The sequence below is a fragment of the Aquiflexum sp. genome (genome assembly GCF_041751335.1).
In the GTDB taxonomy this organism is placed as follows: domain Bacteria; phylum Bacteroidota; class Bacteroidia; order Cytophagales; family Cyclobacteriaceae; genus Aquiflexum.
The window spans coordinates 1-4,546 of record NZ_JBGSXS010000401.1 but is presented as its reverse complement, the minus strand read 5'-3'; the positions used below and the strand labels follow the sequence as shown (position 1 = coordinate 4,546).

General features: G+C 41.0%; 3 protein-coding genes. 1 reads left to right on the top strand and 2 read right to left on the bottom strand.

The genetic code is table 11. The annotated features are described in order from the left end of the window. Positions 1 to 703: catechol 1,2-dioxygenase (locus tag ACEW8U_RS21515; protein WP_373524112.1), on the bottom strand; the 703-nt coding region annotated here is incomplete at its 3' end. A 459-nt stretch (positions 704 to 1,162) separates the two neighbouring features. On the opposite strand from ACEW8U_RS21515, the gene ACEW8U_RS21510 reads away from it, so the two are divergent. Further along, positions 1,163 to 3,562, top strand: coding sequence for an ABC transporter permease (locus ACEW8U_RS21510; RefSeq protein ID WP_373524111.1), 2,400 nt, complete (start codon positions 1,163 to 1,165; stop codon positions 3,560 to 3,562). Positions 3,563 to 3,716: 154 nt separating this feature from the next. Here the strand turns inward: ACEW8U_RS21510 and ACEW8U_RS21505 are convergent, their stop codons facing one another. After that, the gene (locus tag ACEW8U_RS21505) at positions 3,717 to 4,484 is read right to left on the bottom strand and encodes a hypothetical protein (protein WP_373524110.1); all 768 of its coding nucleotides are present in this window, start codon (positions 4,482 to 4,484) and stop codon (positions 3,717 to 3,719) included. Positions 4,485 to 4,546 lie beyond the last annotated feature (62 nt).

Below are 4,546 nucleotides of genomic sequence, written 5' to 3'. Positions count from 1 at the left end.
TGACCCACAGGGTATTTTGGTTTTTAAATAGGGTAAGTGTTTTCTTTGGATCTTTTTCATGGACATAGGTCCCAGTAAGTTTGTCTATTGACGCAGATTCCACCGCCAAAGTCCTTGCCATGCCCACATTGAAAACCACCTTGCTGACGCCGTTAGGATGGTCCTCGACTTTCAAATGACGGCCTTTCGCAGCATTGGCCCAAGGGTCTTTGGGAATGTTTTTATCTCCGGTAAAATAAAGTTGGGTAACCAAAGGCTGATAGCCTTCCGCTGTCACCATCATATGAAAATGTGCCGGTCGGATCAACCCCCCGCCTGCATCATAAGGAACAGGGATAATGGTCTGAAAAAAATAATTGCCTGCCTTGTCAGTATGGACCGTACCACGATAATTGAATGCTGATGTGGAATTATCGTAAACGCCATTTTCGTCACAATGCCAAAGTTCGACTTTGGCGTTTTTATACGGAGTGCTGCAATCCTGATGAAGTATTTTACCGAGGAGTTCTACCTTGCGGCCTTTCGAATCTGAAAGTACCAAGTTGTCGCGCTTAGGACTTCCAGGTCTGTAAAATGGTCCAAGGATGTCAGATGTCGTAGCACAATCACCAACATATTTGGTCCCGTCAAAGCGTATAAACCCGAATGCGCTCACGGCGGTTGCGCAAAGGGCTGATGATGTGATAAAGTTTCTTCGTTTCATATTCCGCGGAGTTTAAGTCTTATGGTTATGTACCCTACACAATTTAAATAAATATTTTGTGATAACCGCTTTCACCAAATGCATCAAGTACCAACACCCCAATAAACTGTCCGAAACAGGGTAAATATTTTCCGAAGTGATTAAAGCAATCAGAGAATTTTAATGAGTATAATTGAAGAATTGGATTTATAATTAAAAGACCTTGTTTTTTTATCAATCGTCGTACAAAACTTAGGCTCCTAAAAATCAATCTATAGAGTCTTTATTTTTAGTCAAAGTTTGAAAAATAAAATCGTCCTCCACCGAACGATTCTGTCCATTTTTTATAATCAAAAAAATAAGTGTTCCCCTTTACGAGGTATTCTGAGGCACTATTATCTGGCACTTTATTGGAAATCAAGTATCAAAATAGTATAAACTGGAAATCAGTTCGCTCATACAACCTAAAGAGACAAAGCCATGTGGAAAAATTATTTAAAGGTTGCCTTCAGGAATTTAATCAGGCACCGAACATTTTCATTTATCAATATTTTTGGCCTGGCCATCAGTATGTCTCTGAGTTTGATTGTGATCATGCTGGTCATGGACCAATATAAATTTGATCGTCATATTTCAAAAAAAGACCGGATCTTCAGGGTCAATACGCTCCCCGATAAATGGAAAGCCACTGCTTCTACTACCATGGCCATGCGGAATGTCCTGCTTGAAGATTATACCGGAATTGAAAAGGCCGTACGGATCAAGAGAGGATTTGGGAACAGGAGTATGTTGGATTTTGAAAAAGACATCAATATCCCTGTGACCGGGTTTTATACTGACCCGGAATTTCTGGAGATTTTTGAACTGGAACTCGAATCGGGAAATCCTGCTACGGCCCTGATTGATCCTTATTCTGTGGTACTCACCAAAGAAACTGCCGAAAAGCTGTTTACCAATCCCAATCCTGTAGGAGAAATCATTAAGGTAGGAGATCAGGGCGATTATAAAGTAACAGGAGTACTGAAAGATCGGCCTGATCAAAAGTCACATATCATTTATGATGGACTGGCATCTATTTCTACCATCTACAGCAAGGCTGCAGCAGATACTGCATTCAAGAGTTCTTTGGATTCCTGGGACAACATCTATGACGGATATGTGTACATCCTTGTGGAGGAAGGGATTTCAACTGAAAATATTCAAAGTAGTCTCAATGAAATCGCTTTTGCCCAATACGGAAAAAATGAACCCCAAACAAATTCCTTTGCATTGCAGGGCCTGACTGAAATTACTCCTGGCCCGGACCTCAACAATCCCATTGGTCCCATTTTGCCTAAAATTGTGGTCATATTCTTAGGTGGACTGGCCCTGATTGTCATGTTGACTTCCTGCTTCAACTTTACCAACCTATCCATAGCCCGATCGCTTACACGGGCCAAAGAAATCGGTATCAGGAAAGTGACAGGTGCTAAAAGGCTACAGATTTTCTCACAGTTTCTGACAGAAGCAGTTGTCATAGCTTTGCTGGCCCTGTTTTTTTCATGGATGATCGTCATGGTGGTCAAGCCTTTATTGCTGAATTTAAAACTGGTTCAGGTGCTGAGATGGGATTTTTCCACCTCAATGGAAGTGTACCCCTATTTAATCGGATTTGCGGTTTTGGTAGGTATATTGGCCGGGTTTTTTCCTGCGGTAATACTTTCCTCATTTCAACCTACTAAGGTTCTAAAGAATTTGGTTGGTGTGAAATTATTCTCTGCCATAGGCTTACGGAAGTCCTTATTGGTCCTTCAATTTTCTATTTCTCTGATTTTCATTTTATCCGCTATTTTGGTTTACAACCAAACCACGCTTTTTCTTAATAAAGATGTTGGATTCGCAGTTGATGACAAGATGCTGGTCAGGCTCAACAATACCAGCTATGAGCAACTGAAATCCGAACTGCTCCAATATAGTAATGTTGAAAGTGTTACCGGAATATCCCATATCCCGGGAGCAGGAATTACTTATGGAGAAGATTTTAGATCAACTCCGGAAGCGGAGAAACAGAATATAGATTATTTTCAGGTAGATGAGGATTACCTGGACAACATGGGCCTGGAATTGCTTGCCGGCAATAATTTCAACTCCCAACTTCCCGAATCGAACAAATCAAAGATTATCATCAACCAATTGGCAGTGGAAAAATTAGGATTTGAAACAGCAAGTGCACCTGTGGGAACCATTATTTTTGAGGGTGATGAACTCAATGCTTATGAGATTATTGGAGTAGCGCCCAACTATAACCACAGAAATTTGCTGATGGATGATGCACCGATGGCACTGATGTACAATCCGGAAGGATTCAGTCAGCTTCAGGTGAAATACACTGGAAGTGAAGATCAGATAATTGCTACGCTTCAGACAGCTTGGAACAAAGTTAATCCCGACCTTAAAATTGATTATGGATTCTTCGATTTTGAGATGAGGGAGATGTACCAAGTATTTTTTGGATTGTTGACAAAAGTTGTAGGAGTAGTAGCTTTTCTGGCCATAATGATTTCCTGTTTGGGATTGTTGGGAATGGCAACCTATACAGCGGAAACAAAAATCAAGGAGGTTGCCATCCGGAAAATACTGGGAGCAACAGCTTTAGGAATAACCCTGCAATTGTCCATGGGATTTATCAAATTGGTACTGATTGCCATAGCAGTTGGTTTGCCGGCGGCTTGGTTTCTCAATAACTTATGGCTTCAAAGCTTGGCCAATCGGGTCAATATGGGCTATGGTACCATCTTATTGGCGCTGGCTTTGATCCTGATCTTGACTGTGCTGACTGTAGGTTCACAGGCAGTCCGGGCTGCGCTCACCAATCCCGCTGATAACCTTAAGAATGATTAAGAAAGGAAGGTGTGTAAATGCCTTAGTTAAGATGTTAGGGAGTAGACGGTTGCAGTGAAGGGGAATTGTCTAATGGGGACCTAAGGATTGAAAGGGGTATATTCAGGCGGAAAGTATAAGGTTTTAGGATTTTAGATCAACTGGTTTATCAGCTTCAAATATTCACCAAGATGGTTATCATCTTCTCCCAAAACTGTGTTTCCCTTACTGTGGCGTAAAGTATCTGTCCGATCAGGTAGATGGACAGACTGATGCCCAAAGCCTTCTGCCCTTTTGGATTGCCTTTATCCAGAAACAGAAATAGGATCAAAGTGAGATTGATCAATGCATATGAAAAATACTCAACCGGAACAGTCTCCCATAAAAGGAAGGTATCGTACCAGAAAATAAAAATCCTGTCCACTGTAGGCCCCAAAAATGTCAGGGCAGCAGCCAGAATATATCTTGAATGTGGAATCCGGTCTTTTCTGTGGTAAATGGCAAGACCAAAGAAAATGGCCAGCCAAAGAATATAAAAAACCGGCAGTCCCATTTCAAAAGCGCTCAAATGGAGTATTTCTGCTTCGGTAAATGTGACCATTCCATCTGCAACCTTTGCTTCTAACCGTGCTTTGTAAGCAAAATAACTATATTTTGACATCATTGCAGAAGTGATCAGCACCAATGGAATGACCAGGTAACTCAACTTGCCCAAAGTTCTGTGGACTGAGAATTTCTTGTATTTGATCAATAATGGTTGAACGATAATCATACCCATCCAGAGTGCCATACAAGCAAAATGCAAATGGACTACAGAAGGATGAGGATCAAGAAGGACTGAAAAATAAGTTTTGTAGAATCCAACAAAAGCCAACAGGATAAAAATCAGAAACCAGTAACCGAGGTTATTATAAATGCGGGTTGTTTGGAGGGTGGTGGGCATACATCAATTTTGATGTATAATGTAGATAATTAAAACGTTATGATCTATTTTTTAGGACCAAT

Bases quoted from the DNA above. Each gene is read 5' to 3' on its own strand.
- ACEW8U_RS21505 (WP_373524110.1), bottom strand. From the start codon at position 4,484: ATGCCCACCACCCTCCAAACAACCCGCATTTATAATAACCTCGGTTAC.
- ACEW8U_RS21510 (WP_373524111.1), top strand. From the start codon at position 1,163: ATGTGGAAAAATTATTTAAAGGTTGCCTTCAGGAATTTAATCAGGCAC.